This is a genomic window from Streptomyces sp. NPDC090021 (assembly GCF_044748225.1).
GTDB lineage: Bacteria > Actinomycetota > Actinomycetes > Streptomycetales > Streptomycetaceae > Streptomyces.
Genome location: NZ_JBIVFO010000010.1, coordinates 85,286 through 105,584, shown reverse-complemented (window position 1 = coordinate 105,584; position 20,299 = coordinate 85,286). Strand labels below are relative to the sequence as shown.

Here is a 20,299-nt window from a genome sequence, read left to right as displayed (position 1 = left end):
CATGAACAAATCCGTCTCCAACACGGGCCGCCTCCTGGGCGCCGCGCTGCGGATGCTGCTGGTGCTGACCGTCGTCACCGGCATCCTCTACCCGCTCGCCGTCACCGGCATCGCCCAGGCACTCTTCCACGACAAGGCCAACGGCTCCCTCGTCAAGGTCGAGGGCAAGGAAGTCGGCTCCGAGCTGATCGGACAGAGCTGGGACCTGCCCAAACAGAACCCGGAAGACGAGAACGAGGCCGCCCGGCCGGACCCCAAGTGGTTCCAGCCGCGCCCCTCCAACAGCGGCTACGACCCGCTGGCCACCGGCTCCAGCCAGCTCGGCGCCTCCGACCCCAGACTCGTAGAGGCGGTCAAGGACGCGAAGAAGCAGGCGGCCGAGTTCAACGGTGTTCCCGCATCCGAGGTGCCCAAGGACGCGGTCACCGGCTCCGCCTCCGCCATCGACCCGCACGTCTCCCCGGAGTACGCGCAGATCCAGGTGAAGCGCGTCGCCAAGGAGAACGGCCTCACCGAGCAACAGGTGGCCAAGCTGGTCGAGGACAACACTCAGGGCCGCACCGTCGGCTTCCTCGGCGAGCCGCACGTCAACGTCCTGAAGCTCAACCTCGCCCTCAAGGCACTGACCAAGAGCTGATCCCCAGCCCGAGCGGGCTCCGGAGCCGGCGGGACGCGGTACTTCCGCCTCCCGTCGGCTCGCCCCGTATCCAGCACGCCCACCACGGAAGGGAGGCGCCACACCAATGACCAGGGTCCTGGTGGTGGAAGACGACCCGCAGCTCGTCCGAGCCCTGAGGATCAACCTCCAGGCACGCAAGTTCGAGGTCGAATCGGCTACCGACGGCGGCACCGCGCTCCGGCTCGCCGCCACCCGCACACCGGACGTCATCGTGCTGGACCTCGGCCTGCCCGACATGGACGGCATCGACGTCATCAAGGCCGTACGCCAGACCGGCCGTGTCCCCATCCTCGTCCTTTCCGCCCGGCACACCTCCGAGGACAAGATCAGGGCGCTGGACGCCGGAGCCGACGACTACGTCACCAAACCCTTCAGCGTGGACGAACTGCTCGCCCGGCTCCGCGCCGCCGTCCGCCGTTCCGAGTCCCCCGAGCCCTCGGAGGAAACGGTGCTGGTCACGACCGAAGACTTCACCGTGGACCTGGTGGCCAAGAAGGTCCGGCGCGATGGCCGCGATGTCCGGCTCACCCCCACCGAGTGGCACCTGCTGGAGATCCTCATCACCCACCCCGGCCGGCTGATCAGCCAGCGCCAGCTGCTGCTGGAGGTGTGGGGCCCGACGTACGGGGACAAGGCGAACTACCTGCGCGTCTACATGGCCCAGCTGCGGCGCAAACTGGAAGCGGACCCCTCGCACCCGAGATACCTGATCACCGAGCCCGGCATGGGCTACCGCTTCGAAGGCTGAATCACATGGGACGCGGCACATTCCGGATCTACCTCGGCGCGGCACCGGGCGTCGGCAAGACCTACGCCATGCTCTCCGAAGGCCACCGTCGCATCGAGCGGGGCGCCGACGTCGTCGTCGCCTTCGTCGAGCACCACCACCGTCCGCGCACGGAGGTGATGCTGCACGGCCTGGAGCAGGTCCCGCGGCGAGAGCTGGAGTACCGGGGCTCGACGTTCACGGAGATGGACGTGGACGCGGTGCTGGCGCGCCGCCCCGCCGTGGCCCTGGTGGACGAGCTCGCCCACACCAACGTGCCCGGCTCGCGCAACGCCAAGCGCTGGCAGGACGTCGAGGAACTCCTCCGGGCCGGCATCGACGTCGTCACCACCGTCAACATCCAGCACCTCGAATCGCTGGGTGACGTCGTCGAGACCATAACCGGCGTCCGCCAACGGGAGACCGTGCCGGACGAGGTGGTGCGCCGCGCCGACCAGATCGAACTGGTCGACATGTCCCCGCAGGCGCTGCGCCGGCGCATGGCGCACGGCAACATCTACAAGCCGGACAAGGTCGACGCGGCCCTGTCCAACTACTTCCGCCCCGGCAACCTCACCGCCCTGCGCGAGCTCGCCCTGCTGTGGGTCGCCGACCGCGTCGACGAGTACCTCCAGGAGTACCGGGGCGAGCACAACATCCGCTCCACCTGGCAGGCCCGCGAACGCATCATCGTCGGCCTGACCGGCGGCCCGGAAGGGCGCCAGCTCATCCGCCGCGCCGCCCGCCTGGCGGAGAAGGGCTCCGGCGGCGAGGTCCTCGCCGTCTACATCGCCGCCAGCGACGGACTGACCTCCGCCTCGCCCAAGGAACTCGCCGTCCAGCGCACCCTCGTCGAAGACCTGGGCGGAACCTTCCACCACGTCATCGGCGACGATATCCCCCAGGCGCTGCTCGAATTCGCCCGCGGGGTCAACGCCACCCAGATCGTCCTCGGCGTCAGCCGCCGCCGGTCCTGGCAGTACGTCTTCGGACCCGGCGTCAGTGCCACCGTCGCCCGCGAGTCCGGGCCCGATCTCGACGTCCACATAGTCACCCACGACGCGGCCGCCAAGGGCCGGGGCCTTCCCGTGGCGCGGGGCGCCCGGCTGGGACGCTCGCGGATCATCTGGGGCTGGCTGGCCGGCATCGCCGGACCGGTCCTGCTGACCGTCCTGCTGCGGCTCGGGCTCCCCGACCTCGGTCTGGCCAACGACATGCTGCTCTTCCTGACGTTCACCGTGGCCGCCGCGCTGCTCGGCGGACGGTTGCCCGCGCTGGCCTCCGCCGCCTTCGGCTCCCTCCTCCTCAACTATTACTTCACCCCGCCGCTGCACCTGTGGACCATCGCCGACCCCAAGAACATCGTCGCCATCGCGGTCTTCTTCGCCGTCGCCGTCTCGGTCGCCTCCGTCGTCGACCTCGCCGCCCGCCGCACCCACCAGGCCGCCCGGCTGCGCGCCGAGTCCGAGATCCTCTCCTTCCTCGCCGGCAGCGTCCTGCGCGGCGAGAACTCCCTCGACGCCCTGCTGGAGCGGCTGCGCGAAACCTTCGCCATGGACTCCGTGGCACTCCTGGAACGTGAGAGCGAGGTCGAGCCGTGGACGATCGCGGCCGGCACCGGGCCCTCCCAGGTCTCCCGCCCCGAGGACGCCGACGTCGACATGCCGATCGGCGAGAACATGGCCCTGGCCCTGACCGGCCGTGTCCTGCCCGCCGAGGACCGCCGGGTCCTCGGCGCCTTCGCCGCCCAGGCCGCCGTCGTACTCGATCGCCAACGCCTGGTGGACCAGGCCGCGGAAGCCGAACGGCTCTCCGAGGGCAACCGCATCCGCACCGCACTCCTCGCCGCCGTCAGCCACGACCTGCGCACCCCACTGGCCGGCATCAAGGCCTCCGTCACCTCACTGCGCTCCGACGACGTCGAATGGTCGGAAGACGACCGTGCGGACCTGCTCGAAGGCATCGAAGAGGGAGCCGACCGCCTCTCCGCCCTGATCGACAACCTCCTCGACATGTCCCGCCTCCAGACCGGCACCGTCACCCCGCTGATCCGCGAGACAGATCTCGACGAAGTGGTCCCCAAGGCACTGGCCGGCGTACCCGAGGACAGCGTCCAACTCGACATCCCCGAGACACTCCCGATGGTCGCCGTCGACCGAGGGCTCCTGGAACGCGCGGTCGCCAACATCGTCGAGAACGCCGTCAAGTACAGCCCCGACCGCCGGCCTGTCCTCGTCTCCGCCAGTGTTCTCGGCGACCGCCTCGAACTGCGCGTCATCGACCAGGGGCCAGGAGTTCCGGACGGGGAGAAAGCCCGTATCTTCGAGCCCTTCCAGCGCTACGGAGACGCCCCGGCAGGCACCGGAGTGGGCCTCGGCCTCGCGGTCGCCCGCGGCTTCACCGAAGCCGTCGGAGGCACCCTCACCGCCGAGGACACCCCCGGCGGCGGCCTGACCATGGTCCTCACCCTGCCCATCGCAAAAACAGGCCCGAGGCCTGCCCCCGAACTCCCCAAGGCAGCTCTCACCTGACAGGCCGGGCAACTCGGCCCTGCTTGCCGCCTCACCTGGACGGACGTGCCCTGTTCGAGTGCCGACAGCCGCCGGGGTAGGGTGACGCCGCTGGTCCTTGACGCACTCCTGACGCTCGGGCCCGATGGCAGCGCCGAGTCGGAGGGAAGTCGGTCGAGTGGCCGGACGCGCGGCAAGAGTGTGGCATTCGCTTTTCACCACTCATCCGGCCCGCACGGTGGTGTCCGCGTTCGCGCTGGTGATCGCCATCGGCACGGTACTGCTGATGCTGCCCGTCTCCTCCCAGGACGGCTCCGCCACCAGCTTGGTGACCGCCCTGTTCACCTCCACCTCGGCGGTGTGCGTGACCGGGCTGGTCGTCGTGGACACCGCCACGCACTGGAGCGGCTTCGGCGAGGGCGTCATCCTGGCGCTGATCCAGGTCGGCGGCTTCGGCATCATGGCCCTGGCGTCCCTGCTGGCCCTGCTGGTCTCAGGGAAACTGCGGCTGCGCATGCAGTTGACCGCGGCAGCGGAGACCAAGAGCCTGGGCATCGGCGACGTACGCCGCGTCCTCCTCGGCGTCGCCGGCTGCACGCTCATCGTGGAACTCGCGGTGGGCGCCTTCCTGGCCCTCCGGCTGCGCTTCGGATACGGCCGTTCCATCACCGAAGCCGCCTACTCCGGTCTCTTCCACGCGGTCTCGGCGTTCAACAACGCCGGCTTCGGTTTGCACGGCGACAGCCTCACTCCGTACGCCCAGGATCCCTGGGTCACCCTGCCGATCGCCGTGGCCGTGATCCTGGGCGGCCTCGGCTTCCCCGTGCTGCTGGAACTCCTGCGCCACCGCACCCGGCGCCGCACCACCGGCCGCCGCAACTGGTCGCTGCACACCCGTCTGACGCTCCTCACCAGCGCCGCCCTGCTGTTCATCGGCACCGTGCTCACCAGCCTGCTGGAGTGGACCAACCCGGGCACCCTCGGCGCGTTCGACTGGGACGAGAAGCTCCTCAACGGCTTCTTCTACTCCGCGATGAGCCGCACCGCCGGGTTCAACGCCATCGACATGGGCGCCCTGAACGCGGCGACCCTTCTGCTCACCTGCGCCCTGATGTTCATCGGCGGCGGCAGCGCGGGCACCGCGGGCGGCATCAAGGTGACCACCTTCGCGGTCCTGGCCGCCGCGATGCTCGCCGAAGTACGCGGAGAGCCCAACTCCACCGTGATGGGCCGCCGTCTCGCCCCGCACGTGCTGCGCCAGGCGCTGACCGTGGCACTGCTCGCCATCGGGCTCGTCATCGCCGCGACCCTCGCCCTGCTCACCGTCACGAAGGCCTCCTTCGAGGCCGTCCTCTTCGAAGCCGTCTCCGCGTTCGCCACCGTCGGCCTGTCCACCGGCATCACCGCCGACGTCCCCGTCTCCGGCCAGCTGATCCTTATCCTCCTCATGTTCGTCGGCCGCCTCGGCCCCATCACCCTGGTGTCCTCGCTCGCCCTGCGCGAGCGGACCCGCCGCTACCAGCTACCCGAGGAGCGACCCGTCATTGGGTAACTACCTGCACTCCCTGCGCCGTCGCCGCCGCAAGCGGCTCCTGGACACCAGCACCCCCGCAGTCGGTGACCAGCGCGTGGCCGTCATCGGACTGGGCCGGTTCGGCAGCTCCCTGGCCAACGAACTGACCCGGCGCGGCTGGGACGTACTGGGCATCGACACCGACGCTGCTCTCGTGCAGAAGCACAGCGACATCTTCACCCACACCGCCATCGCCGACTGCACCGACCCCGAGGTGCTCCGACAGCTCGGCGTCGGCGAGTTCCCCAGCGTGGTCGTCGGTATCGGCACCGACATCGAGGCCAGCATCCTGATCGCCTCCAACCTCCTGGAGGAGAACGTCCCCAACATCTGGGCCAAGGCCATCAGCCGCCAGCACGGCCAGATCCTCGAACGCCTCGGAGTCCACCACGTGGTCCTCCCCGAACACGAGATGGGCGAACGCGTCGCCCACCTCGTCACCGGCCGTATGCTCGATTTCATCGAGTTCGACGACGACTACGCCCTCGTCAAGACCATCACCCCGAACGCGATCACCGGCGTCCCCCTCGGACAGAGCGCCGTCCGCACCAAATACGGCATCACCGTCGTCGGCATCAAACGCCCCGGGCACGACTTCACCCACGCCACGGCCGAAACCGTCGTGGCGAAAGGCGACGTCATCATCGTCACCGGCAAGACCGGGGATGTGGAGGCTTTCACCGAACTCAGCTGAGCGCCCGGGTGCCATCACCGCGCTCGGGGCCGACTACGCAACCCGCGGGGTGCCCGTACGGAGGACCGGCCTTGGCCGCCCGGCAGGGCGGAGCTCCCGCAGTTGACGCGGGAGCCTACGCGGCGCCGATCAACCGGTCAGCGGGCTTGCATCCTTCGGCCACCTTGGAGGTACGGGAAGTTCAGACCTCTATGCCGTGACGCCCGAGCCGCCATGGCCACGAGGTATTCAAGTGACTCCTGTTACACGCTGGGGCTCCGAAACGGCAACGACCCACCAGACCGTTTACGCTTCCCACGCATCCGGGCAGGTCACACGCGGATTCCGCACTACCGAGCGAAAGTCGGCCGTGATCTCCGAGTGGCCACCCACGACGGGTCGTTGCGACGCCTGGGCGGCTGGTGCAGCCGCTTTGACCTGCGAAAACCCGCGAGTCGGCCACGCCGGATCCAGCGGCCGGTGAGCCAAGACCGTCAAAGAGGGCAACCCGAAAGGCCGTTTATGTTTTGGCATGTACGAGAAAGGGCCTGACCTGCGTTTTCGCAGGTCAGGCCTTTTTTCCGGAAGTGCCCCCGGCAGGATTCGAACCTGCGCACACGGCTCCGGAGGCCGTTGCTCTATCCCCTGAGCTACGGGGGCGTGTCGCTTGTGGTGCGGCGACGGGTTGAACACTACCAGCTTCCATGGGGTGATCAGGAACCCGTTTGTGGGGGAGGGGTGAGTGCGTCGCCCGCACGGGGTGGAAGTGCTGAAAACCCGGACGCGGGGGCCTGCGTCGACCTACTCTCGAGTTGTGCCAGGCGTCTCGGGCCGGGTCCTCGTTGTCGACGACAACAAGGTCATCCGGCAGCTGATCAAGGTCAATCTCGAGCTGGAGGGCTTCGAGGTCGTGACCGCGAACGACGGTGCCGAGTGCCTGGACGTGGTACACCAGGTGTGCCCCGACGTGATCACCCTTGATGTGGTCATGCCCCGCCTGGACGGGTTCGGGGCCGCCGCGCAGTTGCGGGCCGATCCGCGGACCCGGGACGTGCCCGTCGCCATCGTCAGTGCCTGTACGCAGCAGGAGGTCGAGTCCGGCATCGCCGCCGGGGTCGACGCCTTCCTCGCCAAGCCCTTCGAGCCCACCGAGCTCGTACGCGTCGTCCGCCGGCTCGCCGAGCGCAAGGACCGGCGCGACGGGAGGAAAGGGGCTCCCGCCGGGAGAGGGCGGGGCTGACCCCCGTCCGGGCCGGGCCCGCTGTTCACATGGCGAAACCCTTCGCGGGATGACGGGGCGTCTCCCCTAGGCTGGTCCCGTGACCCCCGCAGACCTCTCCCGTTGCGTCGTACGCGCCGTGCGCTGCGCCGTCGCGGACGGGGAGCTGGCGGCCGGTGCGGCGGCGCCCGGGCGGGTCGTCGTCGAGCGGACCAGGCCCGGCGGGGTGGGGGACTACGCCACCCCCGTCGCCTTCCAGGTCGCCAAGGCCGCCGGATGCCCGCCGCGGGAGGTGGCCGGCGTACTGGCCCGCCGGCTCGGCGCGGAGCCCGGCATCGAGCGCGTCGAGGTCACCGGGGCCGGGTTCCTCAACTTCGTGCTCCCCGCCCCCTCCGCGCCCGCGGTCATAGCCGACGCGATCATGCGTGATGTCGTCATCCGGGAGGCGTGCGGTGGGGCCGGCCGCGGCCTCCCCGCCGACGGCAGCGAGCCGGAGCCAGGGTCCGGGCCCGGGCTGCGTGAGCATGTCGTACGCCGGAGTGTGCTGCGGCTCCTGCGCGTCCAGGGCGCCACGGAGCCCGCCGCTCCGACCGTGGCCCCCCTGGCCGCCGTGGCCCCCGTGGCCAGGCGCGACGGCGACGTCGTCGCCCGCTACGGCCCCGACGCCGCCCGCTGGGCGATGCTCGCCGTACCCGCCCGCGAGACCCCCTCCTTCTCCGACGTCCTGCTCGTACAGGGCGAGGCCAGCGAGGTCTTCCGCGTCCGGTACGCTCACGCCCGCAGCCGGGCCCTCGTACGCAACGCCGCCCAGCTGGGCTTCCGCCCCGAGCCCGGCGACGTCGACGGCGCCCCCGCCCTGCTGCGCCTCCTCGCCGACCACCCCCTCGTCCTCGAAGCCGCCGCGCACCACCGCGCGCCCGAGCGGCTCGCCCGGCACCTCGTCGAGCTGGCCGACGCGCTGCTCGACTTCCAGTACCGCGTACTGCCCCAGGGGGACGAGAAACCCTCGGCCGCCCACCGCGCCCGGCTGGCACTCGCCGAAGCCGCCGGGACGGTGCTGGCCGGCGGCCTGGCCCTGCTCGGCATGGACGCACCCGAACGCCTATGAACCGCGAAGAGAGAAGCCGATGAGCCGTTCCGCGCACCCCGCCGGGCCCCGCCACGCCGACGTCCTGCCCGAAGGGCACTACGCACCGCCGCCCGCCGACCTGAACGCGCTCGACGAGAAGGTCTGGTCCCACACCGTGCGGCGCGGGGCCGACGGCGTCGTCTCCGTCGGCGGCATCGAAGTCACCAGGCTCGCCGAGGAGTTCGGTACGCCCGCCTACTTCCTCGACGAGGAGGACTTCCGGGCCCGGTGCCGGGCCTGGGCGCACGCCTTCGGCAAGGACGCCGACGTCTTCTACGCCGGGAAGGCGTTCCTGTCCAAGGCCGTCGTGAAGTGGCTGAAGGAGGAGGGGCTGAACGTCGACGTGTGCTCCGGCGGGGAGCTGTCGACCGCCCTCGCCGCCGGGATGCCCGCCGACCGGATCGCCTTCCACGGCAACAACAAGTCCGAGGGCGAGATCCGGCGGGCCGTCGGCTCCGGCGTCGGACGCATCGTCCTGGACTCCTTCCAGGAGATCGCCCGCGTCGCGCATATCGCCCGTGAGCTGGGCGTACGGCAGCCGGTGCAGATCCGTGTGACGGTCGGCGTCGAGGCGCACACGCACGAGTTCATCGCCACCGCCCACGAGGACCAGAAGTTCGGCATCGCCGTCGCGGACGGGTCCGCCGCCGAGGCCGTGCGCCGCGCCCTGGGCCACGACTCGCTGGAGCTGCTGGGCGTCCACTCCCACATCGGCTCGCAGATCTTCGACATGGCCGGCTTCGAGGTCTCCGCCAAGCGCGTCGTGCGGCTGCTCGCCGCGGTCCGTGACGAGCACGGCGTCGAACTGCCCGAGATCGACCTCGGTGGCGGCCTCGGTATCGCCTACACCTCGAACGACGACCCCCGTGAGCCGCACGAGATCGCCAAGGCGCTCACCGAGATCGTGGCCCGCGAGTGCGAGAGCGCCGGGCTGCGCGCCCCCCGGATCTCCGTCGAGCCCGGCCGCGCCATCGTCGGCCCGACCGCGTTCACGCTGTACGAGGTGGGGACGATCAAGCCGCTGGAGGGGCTCCGTACGTACGTCAGCGTCGACGGCGGGATGTCCGACAACATCCGTACGGCCCTCTACGACGCCGAATACTCGATCGCGCTGGTCTCCCGCACCTCCGACGCCGAGCCCATGCTCGTGCGCGTCGTCGGCAAGCACTGCGAGAGCGGTGACATCGTCGTGAAGGACGCGTTCCTGCCGGCCGACCTGGCGCCCGGGGACCTCCTGGCGGTGCCCGCGACCGGCGCGTACTGCCGTTCCATGGCCAGCAACTACAACCACGCGCTCCGCCCGCCGGTGGTCGCCGTGCGTGACGGACAGGCCCGAGTGATCGTTCGCCGCGAGACGGAGGAGGATCTCCTGCGACTCGACCTCGGATGATGAAATAGGTGTCTCACGAAATGGACCGAAGATGGAAAGTGCTGTCCATTGAGTGAGACTGGTTCACACCCCGCGCGCAAAACCGCGCGCGGGGTATTGATGGAAGATCGAAAGGCGTAGGTCGAATGATGCGTACGCGTCCGCTGAAGGTGGCGCTGCTGGGCTGTGGAGTGGTCGGCTCAGAGGTGGCTCGCATCATGACGACGCACGCCGACGACCTCACGCAGAGGATCGGCGCGCCCGTCGAGCTCGCCGGCGTGGCCGTGCGCCGCCCCTCCAAGGTCCGTGAGGGCGTCGATCCGGCGCTGATCACCACCGATGCGACCGCCCTCCTCAAACGGGGCGACATCGACATCGCCATCGAGGTCATCGGCGGCATCGAGCCGGCCCGCACCCTGATCACCACCGCTTTCGAGCACGGCATCTCCGTGGTCTCGGCGAACAAGGCGCTGCTCGCCCAGGACGGCGCCGCGCTGCACGCCGCCGCCGAGCAGCACGGGCGCGACCTGTACTACGAGGCCGCCGTCGCCGGCGCCATCCCGCTGGTCCGCCCGCTGCGCGAGTCCCTCGCCGGCGACAAGATCAACCGCGTGATGGGCATCGTCAACGGCACGACGAACTTCATCCTCGACAAGATGGACTCGACCGGCGCCGGCTATCAGGAGGCGCTCGACGAGGCCACGGCCCTCGGGTACGCCGAGGCCGATCCGACCGCCGACGTCGAGGGCTACGACGCCGCAGCCAAGGCCGCGATCCTGGCCGGTATCGCCTTCCACACCCGGGTCCGCCTCGACGACGTCTACCGCGAGGGCATGACCGAGGTCAGCGCCGCCGACTTCGCCTCCGCCAAGCGGATGGGCTGCACCATCAAGCTCCTCGCCATCCTGGAGCGCGCCGCGGACGGCGAGTCCGTCACCGCCCGCGTCCACCCGGCGATGATTCCGCTGAGCCACCCGCTCGCCTCCGTCCGCGAGGCGTACAACGCCGTCTTCGTCGAGGCGGAGGCCGCCGGGCGGCTCATGTTCTACGGGCCCGGCGCGGGCGGTGCCCCGACCGCGTCCGCGGTCCTCGGCGACCTCGTCGCCGTCGCCCGCAACAAGCTCGCCGAGGCAACGGGGCCCGGCGAGTCGGCGTACACCCAGCTGCCGGTCAGCCCCATGGGCGACGTCGTCACCCGCTACCACATCAGCCTCGATGTGGCGGACAAGCCGGGCGTCCTCGCCCAGGTGGCGACCACGTTCGCGGAGCACGGTGTCTCCATCGACACCGTCCGGCAGCAAGGTCGTCCAGACGGGGTCGGCCATGAGGCCTCCCTCGTCGTCGTCACCCACCGCGCGGCCGACGCCGCCCTCTCGGGGACCGTCGAGGCGCTGCGGAAGCTGGACACCGTGCGCGGTGTCGCCAGCATCATGCGTGTTGAAGGGGAGTAAGGACCCATGAGCAGCAATCGCACCCACCAGTGGCGCGGCATCATCGAGGAGTACCGGGACCGCCTGCCGGTGACGGACACGACCCCTGTGGTGACGCTCCGTGAGGGTGGCACTCCCCTCGTCCCCGCGCAGGTGCTGTCCGAGCGCACCGGCTGTGAGGTACACCTCAAGGTCGAGGGGGCGAACCCCACCGGGTCCTTCAAGGACCGCGGCATGACCATGGCGATCACGAAGGCCAAGGAGGACGGCGCCAAGGCCGTCATCTGCGCCTCCACCGGCAACACTTCGGCGTCCGCCGCCGCGTACGCGGTGCGCGCCGGGATGGTCTCCGCGGTGCTCGTGCCCCGCGGCAAGATCGCGCTCGGCAAGATGGGCCAGGCCCTCGTGCACGGCGCCAAGATCCTGCAGGTGGACGGGAACTTCGACGACTGCCTCGACCTCGCCCGCGCGCTGTCCGACAACTACCCGGTGGCGCTGGTCAATTCCGTCAACCCGGTGCGCATCGAGGGCCAGAAGACGGCCGCGTTCGAGATCGTCGACGCGCTCGGCGACGCCCCGGACGTGCACGTGCTGCCGGTGGGCAACGCGGGCAACATCACCGCGTACTGGAAGGGGTTCAAGGAGTACAAGGCCGACGGCCTGGCCTCCCGTACGCCCCGCGTGTGGGGTTTCCAGGCCTCCGGTTCCGCGCCCATCGTGCGCGGTGAGGTCGTCAAGGAGCCGCACACCGTCGCCACCGCGATCCGTATCGGCAACCCGGCCTCCTGGGACTACGCCCTGCAGGCGCGGGACGAGTCGGGCGGCTTCATCGACGAGGTGACGGACCGCCAGATCCTGGCCGCGTACCGGCTGTTGGCCTCCCAGGAGGGCGTCTTCGTCGAGCCCGCCTCGGCCGCGTCCGTGGCCGGTCTGCTCAAGGCCGCGGAGCTGGGCCTGGTGGACCCGGGCCAGAAGATCGTATGCACCGTCACGGGCAACGGCCTCAAGGACCCCGACTGGGCGGTCGCCGGGGCTCCGCAGCCCGTCACCGTTCCGGTGGACGCCGAAGCCGCCGCCGTGCGCCTCGGGCTGGTCTGACCGGTCCGACCGCCCGACCGTGAGAGCCGGGTTCCGGAGGGTTCCCGAGTGCCCCGACGGCACTCCAGGGACCCTCCGGAGCCCGGCAACTCACCCCGTACGACGGCAGAAGTGCGGCTGAAGCGGGTCCAACCCGGTCGAAGCCCGCGACACGCATCGTGCGCCTCCTGTGCGCCCTATGTCGCGAGAGAACCTTCCTTCGATAGGCTGTACTTACATCCGCCACCGCGCATATGACTGCGGTGCTGCCCCGAGGGCCTTCGGGTGTCGTACGTTCTCCAGTACATTCACAGCGAGTCAGCGAAGAGCGAAGTCCTCGCACAGTCACAAGGAGTGTCATCGGACGATGGCCGGTCCAGCGTTCCGCGCCGCCGCCGTACGGGTGCGCGTCCCCGCCAGCAGTGCCAACCTCGGCCCCGGGTTCGACGCTCTGGGCCTGGCCCTGGGGCTCTACGACGACGTCGTCGTCCGGGTGGCCGACTCCGGCCTGAACATCGACATCGCGGGCGAGGGCGCCGACACCCTCCCGCGGGACGAGAGTCACCTGCTCGTACGCTCCATGCGCACCGCCTTCGACCTGCTGGGCGGACAGCCGCGCGGCCTGGAGGTCGTCTGCGCCAACCGGATCCCGCACGGCCGCGGCCTCGGGTCCTCCTCCGCCGCCATCTGCGCCGGCATCGTCGCCGCCCGCGCCGTCACCATAGGCGGCGAGGCGAAGCTCGACGACGCGGCGCTCCTGGAGCTCGCCACCGAGATCGAGGGCCACCCCGACAACGTCGCCGCCTGCCTGCTCGGCGGGTTCACGCTGGCGTGGATGGACGGGGGCAGTGCCCGGGCGATCCGGATGGAGCCTGCCGACTCCATCGTTCCGGTGGTTTTCGTACCTTCCCGGCCGGTCCTCACCGAGACGGCGCGCGGCCTGCTGCCGCGCACCGTGCCGCACGTGGACGCGGCCGTCAACGCGGGCCGCGCGGGCCTGCTCGTGGAAGCCCTGACCAGGCGTCCCGAGCTGCTGCTGCCGGCCACCGAAGACCGGCTCCACCAGGAGTACCGGTCCCCGGCGATGCCCGAGAGCGTGGCACTCGTCAACCGACTGCGGGCGGACGGCATCCCCGCGGTCATCTCCGGCGCGGGCCCCACGGTCCTCGCGCTGGTCGACAACGACGCGGCCGACAAGGTCGCGCAGCTCGCCGGCGAGGGGTGGGCGGCCAACCGGCTCGCCCTCGACGCCGCGGGCGCGAGCGTACTTCCGCTGGGTACCCAGGGCGGCTAGGCCTGTCCTTCGACAGGCCCGGCCGGTTCGGGGCGGGCGGCCGGGGCAGGCCGCCCGCGCGGAAGTGCGCGGTTGCCGGTGATTGAGAGGGGGAATATCTATTGGATCCGGTAGTGTTAGTCTCAAGTGCGCATCGGAAGCCGCCATGGCTCGGTGCTCAGTGTCCCCATCCGGGACCACATTTCTTCCGGGAGCCTCCCCGACTGCTCTGATCACCTCCAGCAGTTTCGAGCACGCTCCGGAATCGGCGTGATTTTCCCACGCTTTCAGCTGGGGGGCTTCTCGCCGGAACCCACGCACGTTTCTTTCCGCCGTATCCCCTTTCGGCGGACCACCGCCCCGGCACGGTCCACACCTAGGACCGTCGTCGGACAGCACAACCGGTCGCCGAGCCAGACAGGCCGACGTCCGCTCCAGGGAAGGACCCTTCGTGAGCGACACCACCGATCTGATGGGCGCTGCCGACACCTCTGTCGACGCCAGTGCCCCCGCCGCGGGCGCCGCGCCCAAGCGTCGTCGCACCGGCACCGGCCTTGACGGCATGGTCCTCGCCGAGCTGCAGCAGGTCGCGTCGGGCCTCGGTATCAGGGGCACCGCGCGGATGCGCAAGAGCCAGCTGATCGAGGTCATCAAGGAGGCGCAGGCGGGCAGCGGCGCCCCCAAGGCCGCCGCCTCCGCCGCGGACACCGCCGAGGCCAAGCCGAAGCGCCGCGCCACCAGCAAGGCCCGTACGGCTGCCGCCGACGCCGCACCGGCGGAGGCCCCCGCGGCCCCCGCCGAGAAGCCCGCCGCCGCGCAGACGCAGATCGAGATCCCGGGCCAGCCGGCAGGGGGCCCCTCCCGCGCGAGCGCAGCCGAGAGCGGGGGAGAAGAGGCCCCGGCCGGCGAGCGCCGCCGCCGCCGCGCCACGGCCCCCTCGGGCAGCCCGGAGGGCTCGGCCCCCGTCTCCGTACAGGTCGAGCAGAAGGCCGACACGGCCACCGCCACCGCGCCCGCCGAGACCAGGGCGGAGGCCGCCACGGCGGTCTCCGCGGGCCAGGCCCAGGGCCAGGACGGCGAGGGCCGCGGTCGCCGCGACCGTCGTGAGCGCGGCGACCGCCAGCGCGACCGTCGCGAGCGCGGCGCCAAGGCCGACGACCAGGGCCAGGGCGGCCAGGGTCAGGGCCAGGCCGCGCAGGGCGGCCAGGGCGGCGGTCGCCAGGACCGCGCCGACCGTCAGGACCGCCAGCAGCAGGGCGGCCGCGGTCAGGGGCAGGGCCAGGGCCAGCAGGGCCGCCAGGACGGTGGCCCGCAGGACGACTTCGACGACGAGGGCGGCCGTCGTGGCCGTCGCGGCCGCTACCGCGACCGCCGTGGCCGTCGCGGCCGCGACGAGTTCGCGCCGAACGAGCCGCAGGTCGCCGACGACGACGTGCTGATCCCCGTCGCGGGCATCCTCGACATCCTGGACAACTACGCGTTCATCCGGACCTCGGGCTACCTGCCCGGTCCCAACGACGTGTACGTCTCCCTCGCCCAGGTCCGCAAGGCGGGTCTGCGCAAGGGCGACCACACCACGGGTGCCGTGCGCCAGCCCAAGGACGGCGAGCGCCGCGAGAAGTTCAACGCCCTGGTGCGCCTCGACTCGGTGAACGGCATGGCGCCCGAATCCGGCCGCGGCCGACCGGAGTTCCAGAAGCTGACGCCCCTGTACCCGCAGGACCGGCTGCGTCTGGAGACCGACCCGGGCGTGCTGACCACCCGCATCATCGACCTCGTGTCGCCGATCGGCAAGGGCCAGCGCGGTCTGATCGTGGCCCCGCCGAAGACCGGCAAGACCATGATCATGCAGGCGATCGCCAACGCGATCACCACCAACAACCCCGAGTGCCACCTGATGGTCGTCCTGGTCGACGAGCGTCCGGAAGAGGTCACCGACATGCAGCGGTCGGTCAAGGGCGAGGTCATCTCCTCGACCTTCGACCGCCCGGCCGAGGACCACACCACCGTCGCCGAGCTGGCCATCGAGCGCGCCAAGCGTCTCGTCGAGCTGGGCCACGACGTGGTCGTCCTGCTGGACTCCATCACCCGTCTGGGCCGCGCGTACAACCTCGCGGCGCCCGCCTCCGGCCGCATCCTGTCCGGTGGTGTCGACTCGACCGCGCTGTACCCGCCGAAGCGCTTCTTCGGTGCCGCGCGCAACATCGAGGACGGCGGCTCGCTGACCATCCTGGCCACCGCGCTGGTCGACACCGGCTCGCGCATGGACGAGGTGATCTTCGAGGAGTTCAAGGGCACCGGCAACATGGAGCTCAAGCTCGACCGGAAGCTCGCCGACAAGCGCATCTTCCCGGCCGTCGACGTCGACCCGTCGGGCACCCGCAAGGAGGAGATCCTCCTCAACGCGGAGGAGCTCGCCATCGTCTGGAAGCTGCGCCGGGTGCTGCACGCGCTCGACTCGCAGCAGGCGATCGAACTGCTCCTCGACAAGATGAAGCAGACGAAGTCGAACGCCGAGTTCCTGATGCAGATCGCGAAGACGACCCCGTCGGGCAAGAACGACGACTGAGGTCCCTCCTCCGGCGCCCCGCGCCGGTGGTGAGGCATCGCCACGGCAGCCCCCGTCCGCACCGCGCGGCGGGGGCTGCCGTGCGTTCCGAGGCCGACGGGAGCGCCCCGGAGGGCTCCGGAGGGCTCCGGAGCGCCTCCGGGGAGCCGTTCGGACCCCTGCGAGCTTCGCCACGTCACACCCGCTGCGCGGCTCCCGGGTGCGCACCCCGAAACCGCAGGTGAAAGCCACGCTATGCAGTGTTTGTCCTGGTTCATGGGTAAGCGCCTGCCGTGAGGGGCTTGCATCCGACGTGGAACCCTTCACGGCATTCGCCCGTCTGTGTCAGAGGACCCGCGGGGCGGGCGGCGGGCCTGTACGGACCCGGGGACCGGACTCAGGAGTGAAGAGAGCATGACCGAGGACAGCAAGGGCCGGGGCCGGCGGGCCGCGGGCCGCCGCCGACGCGAACCGGCGACGCGCCGCCGGGCCCTCGTCGTGGCCACCTGGAGCGCCGCGGCGGTGGTCCTGCTGGGCGGGGCGGGCGCCGGCTACCTCTACTTCACGCTCAACGGCAACCTGAAGACCGTCGACATCGACCAGGCGCTGGGTACCGACCGCCCCGCCGATGTCGGCAACGGCTCGATGGACATACTCGTCCTCGGCTCGGACTCCCGTGGCGGCGCCAACAGCGCGCACGGCCAGGACGACGGCGGCTCCGCCCGCTCCGACACCGCGATGGTCGTCCACCTGTACGAGGGGCACGAGAAGGCCAGTGTCGTGTCCATACCCCGCGACACCATGACTTCCCGTCCCGAGTGCCCCACGGGCAAGGGGAGGGCCGACCCCGGCGGCCAGCGCCGGCAGTTCAACGAGGCCTACACCGTCGGTGGCGCCGCCTGCGCGGTCAAGACCGTCGAGAAGATGTCGGGTATCCGCATGGACCACTACATCGAGGTCGACTTCACCGGGTTCAAGAAGATCATCGACACCCTCGGCGGCGTCGAGGTCACCACCACCGAGCCGATCAAGGACGAGTACAGCCACCTCGACCTGCCGGCCGGTCCCGCCAAGCTGAACGGCGAGCAGGCCCTGGGCCTGGTCCGTACCCGCCACGGCGTCGGGGACGGCGGCGACCTCGGCCGAATACAGCTGCAGCAGGCCTTCATCAAGGCGCTGATCAAGCAGGTCAAGGGCGTCGGCGTGTTCGACAACCCCAAGAAGCTGTTCGACCTCGCCGGTGCCGGGACCAGGGCGCTCACCACCGACAAGGCGCTCGGCGACGTGAAGTCCCTCGCCGGTCTCGCGCAGAGCCTCCAGGGCATCGACCCCGGTGACCTGCAGATGATCACCCTGCCCGTGACCACGGACGCGCTCGACGCGAACCGCGTCACACCCCTGCGGAAGGAGTCCAGGATGGTCTGGGACGCCCTGCTGGCCGACCGGCCGATCCCCGCCGAGGCCACCGCGAACTCCACCGGCGACAAGAGCGCCGCGGGGACCCTCGTGCAGTAGTGCGGTGACCGGGCGCGCCCGGCGGAACGGACCCCGGAATAGACCGGGACCCCTTCCCGTTGAAGCAGACGTCCTCAGAATTTTGACAGGCGGCCCGGTCCTGGCAGACTGGTCTGTCGGCCCCGGTTCACGCACATAGCAATTCGGCTCCTGCGACCCGGCGCCCTCCCGAATCTAGGAGACACCTTGAAGCGCGATGTTCACCCCGAGTACGTCGAGACCGCGGTCAGCTGCACCTGCGGCGCGTCGTTCACGACCCGTAGCACCCTGACCGAGGGCACCATCCGTGCCGAGGTCTGCTCCGAGTGCCACCCGTTCTACACGGGCAAGCAGAAGATCCTCGACACCGGTGGCCGTGTGGCCCGCTTCGAGGCGCGCTTCGGCAAGGGCGCGGCCAAGAAGTAGCGCGACCCAGGCGCCGGTCTCCGGCCGCCCCCTGTCCACTCGGGGGCGGCCGGACCGGCGCCTTTGTCGTCGTTCAAGCCCGTCACCCGTGCAGTCCCCCCGCACTTTCACCACAGGAGTCCCCCGATGTTCGAGGCGGTCGAGGAACTGGTCGGCGAACACGCCGACCTCGAGAAGCAGCTCGCCGACCCTTCGGTCCACTCCGATCAGGCCAACGCGCGCAAGCTGAACAAGCGCTACGCGGAGCTGACCCCGATCATCGCGACCTTCCGTGCCTGGAAGCAGACGGGCGACGACATCGAGACGGCGAAGGAGCTCGCGGCCGACGACCCGGACTTCGCCGCCGAGGTCAAGGAGCTGACGCAGGCGCGCGAGGAGCTCACCGAGAAGCTCCGCCTGCTGCTCGTCCCGCGCGACCCCAGCGACGACAAGGACGTGCTCCTGGAGGTCAAGGCGGGAGCGGGCGGCGACGAGTCCGCCCTGTTCGCCGGTGACCTGCTGCGCATGTACCTGCGCTACGCCGAGCGGGTGGGCTGGAAGACCGAGATCATCGACGCCACCGAGTCCGAGCTCGGCGGCTACAAGGACGTCCAGGTCTCCGTCCGTACCAAGGGCGGCAACGGCGCCACCGAGCCCGGCCAGGGCGTGTGGGCCCGCCTGAAGTACGAGGGCGGCGTGCACCGCGTCCAGCGCGTTCCGGCCACCGAATCGCAGGGCCGCATCCACACCTCCGCCGCCGGCGTGCTCGTCACCCCGGAGGCCGAGGAGGTCGAGGTCGAGATCAACGCGAACGACCTGCGCATCGACGTGTACCGCTCCTCCGGCCCCGGCGGCCAGTCCGTCAACACCACCGACTCGGCCGTGCGCATCACGCACATCCCGACCGGTGTGGTCGCCTCCTGCCAGAACGAGAAGAGCCAGCTCCAGAACAAGGAGCAGGCCATGCGCATCCTGCGCTCCCGCCTGCTGGCCGCCGCCCAGGAGGCCGCCGAGCAGGAGGCCTCGGACGTGCGCCGCAGCCAGGTCCGCTCCGTCGACCGGTCCGAGAAGATCCGTACGTACAACTTCCCGGAGAACCGGATCTCGGACCACCGCACCGGTTTCAAGGCGTACAACTTGGACCAGGTGCTCGACGGTGACCTCGACGCGGTCATCCAGGCCTGCGTGGACACGGACTCCGCGGCCAAGCTCGCCGCCGCGAACTGACAGAACCCCGCACCACCCCCCGTACGACAGCAGCCCGGAGGACCAGCGTGAACTTGCTGCTTGCCGAGGTGGCCCAGGCCACCCAGCGGCTGGCCGCCGCCGGCGTGCCCTCACCGCGCTTCGACGCGGAGGAGCTCGCCGCCTTCGTGCACGGCGTCAAACGGGGGGAACTGCACCACGTCAAGGACGCGGACTTCGACGCCCGCTACTGGGAGGCCGTCGCCCGCCGCGAGGCGCGCGAGCCGCTCCAGCACATCACCGGCCGCGCCTTCTTCCGCTACCTGGAGCTCCAGGTCGGGCCCGGGGTGTTCGTACCCCGGCCCGAGACCGAGTCGGTCGTCGACTGGGCCATACAGGCCGTCCGGGCCATGGACGTCGTCGAGCCGCTGATCGTCGACCTGTGCACCGGGTCCGGCGCGATCGCGCTGGCCATGGCCCAGGAGGTGCCGCGCTCGCGCGTGCACGCGGTCGAGCTGTCCGAGGACGCCCTGCGGTGGACCCGCAAGAACGCCGAGGGCTCCCGGGTCACCGTCCACCAGGGCGACGCCCTGAGCGCGCTGCCCGAGCTCGACGGCCAGGTCGACCTGGTCATCTCCAACCCGCCGTACATCCCGCTCACCGAGTGGGAGTACGTGGCGCCCGAGGCCCGCGACCACGACCCGGAGATGGCGCTCTTCTCCGGCGAGGACGGACTCGACACCATCCGGGGCATCGAGCGCACCGCCCACCGGCTGCTGCGGCCCGGCGGCATCGTCGTCGTCGAGCACGCCGACACCCAGGGCGGCCAGGTCCCGTGGATCTTCGCCGAGGAACGGGGCTGGGCCGACGCGGCCGACCACCCCGACCTCAACAACCGCCCGCGCTTCGCCACGGCCCGCAAGGCACTGCCGTGACCGGCGCGACGAACCCCGCCACCCCCCTGCTGCA

At 70.7% G+C, this 20,299-nt stretch carries 16 protein-coding genes and 1 tRNA gene; 16 read left to right on the top strand and 1 reads right to left on the bottom strand.

Translation table 11 applies throughout. The annotated features are described in order from the left end of the window. Window position 1: 1 nt before the first annotated feature. The 5 genes from kdpC (at window position 2) to ACIPXC_RS10085 (ending at window position 6,222) form a co-directional block, all read left to right on the top strand. Window positions 2-637 carry a potassium-transporting ATPase subunit KdpC gene (kdpC, locus tag ACIPXC_RS10105; protein ID WP_401615413.1) on the top strand — a complete coding sequence of 212 codons (636 nt, stop codon included), beginning with the start codon at window positions 2-4 and terminating at the stop codon, window positions 635-637. 106 nt (window positions 638-743) lie between these two features. Continuing rightward, entirely contained in the window at window positions 744-1,427 is a 684-nt protein-coding gene (locus ACIPXC_RS10100) for a response regulator (protein WP_401615412.1), read from the top strand. Window positions 1,428-1,432: 5 nt separating this feature from the next. Further along, a complete protein-coding gene (locus tag ACIPXC_RS10095) occupies window positions 1,433-3,976 on the top strand; it encodes an ATP-binding protein (protein WP_401615410.1) in 2,544 nt (847 codons plus the stop codon). A gap of 178 nt (window positions 3,977-4,154) precedes the next feature. Continuing rightward, window positions 4,155-5,507, top strand: a complete 1,353-nt coding sequence (locus tag ACIPXC_RS10090; protein WP_401615408.1) for a TrkH family potassium uptake protein — start codon at window positions 4,155-4,157, stop codon at window positions 5,505-5,507. Continuing rightward, a complete protein-coding gene (locus ACIPXC_RS10085) occupies window positions 5,500-6,222 on the top strand; it encodes a potassium channel family protein (protein WP_401615406.1) in 723 nt (240 codons plus the stop codon). The genes ACIPXC_RS10090 and ACIPXC_RS10085 overlap by 8 nt, the downstream gene beginning before the upstream one ends. Before the next feature lie 567 nt (window positions 6,223-6,789). Here ACIPXC_RS10085 and ACIPXC_RS10080 read toward each other — a convergent pair. Continuing rightward, window positions 6,790-6,861, bottom strand: a tRNA-Arg gene (locus ACIPXC_RS10080). Window positions 6,862-6,961: 100 nt separating this feature from the next. Here ACIPXC_RS10080 and ACIPXC_RS10075 point away from each other — a divergent pair. From ACIPXC_RS10075 to prmC, 11 genes are all read left to right on the top strand, one after another. After that, window positions 6,962-7,441, top strand: a complete 480-nt coding sequence (locus ACIPXC_RS10075) for a response regulator (RefSeq protein WP_401615404.1) — start codon at window positions 6,962-6,964, stop codon at window positions 7,439-7,441. Window positions 7,442-7,520: 79 nt separating this feature from the next. Further along, window positions 7,521-8,528, top strand: a complete 1,008-nt coding sequence (gene nrtL / locus ACIPXC_RS10070) for an ArgS-related anticodon-binding protein NrtL (RefSeq protein WP_401615402.1) — start codon at window positions 7,521-7,523, stop codon at window positions 8,526-8,528. Window positions 8,529-8,547: 19 nt separating this feature from the next. Further along, window positions 8,548-9,939 carry a diaminopimelate decarboxylase gene (gene lysA, locus ACIPXC_RS10065; RefSeq protein ID WP_401615401.1) on the top strand — a complete coding sequence of 464 codons (1,392 nt, stop codon included), beginning with the start codon at window positions 8,548-8,550 and terminating at the stop codon, window positions 9,937-9,939. A 125-nt stretch (window positions 9,940-10,064) separates the two neighbouring features. Then, window positions 10,065-11,369 carry a homoserine dehydrogenase gene (locus ACIPXC_RS10060; protein WP_401615399.1) on the top strand — a complete coding sequence of 435 codons (1,305 nt, stop codon included), beginning with the start codon at window positions 10,065-10,067 and terminating at the stop codon, window positions 11,367-11,369. Window positions 11,370-11,375: 6 nt separating this feature from the next. Then, on the top strand, window positions 11,376-12,446 hold the full coding sequence (thrC, locus tag ACIPXC_RS10055; RefSeq protein ID WP_401615397.1) for a threonine synthase: 1,071 nt from the start codon (window positions 11,376-11,378) through the stop codon (window positions 12,444-12,446). A gap of 346 nt (window positions 12,447-12,792) precedes the next feature. Continuing rightward, the gene (gene thrB, locus ACIPXC_RS10050) at window positions 12,793-13,719 is read left to right on the top strand and encodes a homoserine kinase (RefSeq protein WP_030768872.1); all 927 of its coding nucleotides are present in this window, start codon (window positions 12,793-12,795) and stop codon (window positions 13,717-13,719) included. A 430-nt stretch (window positions 13,720-14,149) separates the two neighbouring features. Then, window positions 14,150-16,267 carry a transcription termination factor Rho gene (gene rho / locus ACIPXC_RS10045; RefSeq protein ID WP_401615395.1) on the top strand — a complete coding sequence of 706 codons (2,118 nt, stop codon included), beginning with the start codon at window positions 14,150-14,152 and terminating at the stop codon, window positions 16,265-16,267. Window positions 16,268-16,660: 393 nt separating this feature from the next. Beyond that, on the top strand, window positions 16,661-17,761 hold the full coding sequence (locus tag ACIPXC_RS10040; protein ID WP_401615393.1) for an LCP family protein: 1,101 nt from the start codon (window positions 16,661-16,663) through the stop codon (window positions 17,759-17,761). A gap of 186 nt (window positions 17,762-17,947) precedes the next feature. Next, the gene (rpmE, locus tag ACIPXC_RS10035; protein ID WP_030008686.1) at window positions 17,948-18,166 is read left to right on the top strand and encodes a 50S ribosomal protein L31; all 219 of its coding nucleotides are present in this window, start codon (window positions 17,948-17,950) and stop codon (window positions 18,164-18,166) included. 126 nt (window positions 18,167-18,292) lie between these two features. Continuing rightward, the gene (gene prfA / locus ACIPXC_RS10030) at window positions 18,293-19,372 is read left to right on the top strand and encodes a peptide chain release factor 1 (RefSeq protein ID WP_046776164.1); all 1,080 of its coding nucleotides are present in this window, start codon (window positions 18,293-18,295) and stop codon (window positions 19,370-19,372) included. Between the two features lie 47 nt (window positions 19,373-19,419). Beyond that, window positions 19,420-20,265 carry a peptide chain release factor N(5)-glutamine methyltransferase gene (prmC, locus tag ACIPXC_RS10025; protein WP_030660273.1) on the top strand — a complete coding sequence of 282 codons (846 nt, stop codon included), beginning with the start codon at window positions 19,420-19,422 and terminating at the stop codon, window positions 20,263-20,265. Window positions 20,266-20,299 lie beyond the last annotated feature (34 nt).